The organism is Salipiger bermudensis, assembly GCF_017309175.1.
Classification (GTDB): domain Bacteria; phylum Pseudomonadota; class Alphaproteobacteria; order Rhodobacterales; family Rhodobacteraceae; genus Salipiger; species Salipiger bermudensis.
The window spans coordinates 1-1,155 of record NZ_JAEKJV010000053.1 but is presented as its reverse complement, the minus strand read 5'-3'; the positions used below and the strand labels follow the sequence as shown (position 1 = coordinate 1,155).

The 1,155-nt window shown below is 56.8% G+C and carries 1 protein-coding gene; it reads left to right on the top strand.

Going from position 1 to position 1,155, the window contains the following annotated elements:
• Positions 1 to 79: 79 nt before the first annotated feature.
• Positions 80 to 1,155, top strand: a 1,076-nt coding sequence (locus tag JF542_RS24315; protein WP_207077734.1) for an ISNCY family transposase, incomplete at its 3' end; no start/stop codon positions are given.

Below are 1,155 nucleotides of genomic sequence, written 5' to 3'. Positions count from 1 at the left end.
TGTAGCCGCAAAGCTAAAATGTCACCCATGAACAATTCAGGAATGTCACTCTCCGTTCATAGACTGAGGGAGAATGGGCATGGGATGGGTGATGATGAGCGAGCGCGAGTTGAACCGCGTTGAGGTTTTGGCGCAGGTTGATGACGGTCAGCTGAGCGTCGACAATGCGGCGAACATGCTTGCACTGACGCGTCGGCAGATTTTCCGGCTGTTGAAGCTGTATCGTCAGGATGGTGCGTCGGCGATCCGTCACAAGGCGCGTGGCAAACCCCCGAACAATCGCATCCACAAAGCCAAACGGGATTACGCGCTGTCGTTGATCAAAGAGAACTATCCCGACTTTGGGCCGACCCTGGCAGCGGAGATGCTGGCCGAGCATCATGGGTTCAAGGTGTCGCGCGAGACGGTTCGCAAGTGGATGCAGGAAGACGGTCTTTGGCTCTCGCGCAAACAGCGTCGTACATTTCATCAGCCCAGATTGCGCAGAGAATGCTTTGGCGAGCTCATACAGATTGACGGCTCGGAGCACCGCTGGTTCGAGGATCGGGGCGATCCCTGCACCCTGCTCGTCTTCATCGACGATGCCACCAGCACGCTCATGGAACTGCGCTTCGTCAAGTCAGAGAGCACCTTCAGCTATTTCGAAGCGTTGGAGCGCTATTTGACGACACATGGCCGCCCCGTTGCGTTCTACAGCGACAAACACACCGTCTTTCGCGTGCCAAAACCCAGCGAGCACATGACCGGCATGACCCAGTTCGGACGCGCTCTGGCAGAACTCCAGATCGAGATATTGTGCGCCAATACCAGCCAGGCCAAGGGTCGAGTGGAACGTGCGAACCGGACATTACAGGATCGCCTGGTCAAAGATCTGCGCATCGCGGGCATCTCGGACATGAAGGCCGCAAATGCCTTCCTCCCTCGCTTCATGGAGCGCTATAACGACAGGTTCGCCAAGCCAGCTGCCCGACCGGATAATTTGCATCGTGCGTTGAACGTCGCACCGGATCGGCTGGCCGAGATCTTCTGTCTGCGCAACAAACGCTATGTCAGCAAAGATCTGACCCTGAAGTACGACCACAAGCGCATCCGGCTGGAAGTCAACGATCTGACGCGCGGTCTTGTCGGCAAATACGCTGACACCTACGAGTTCTC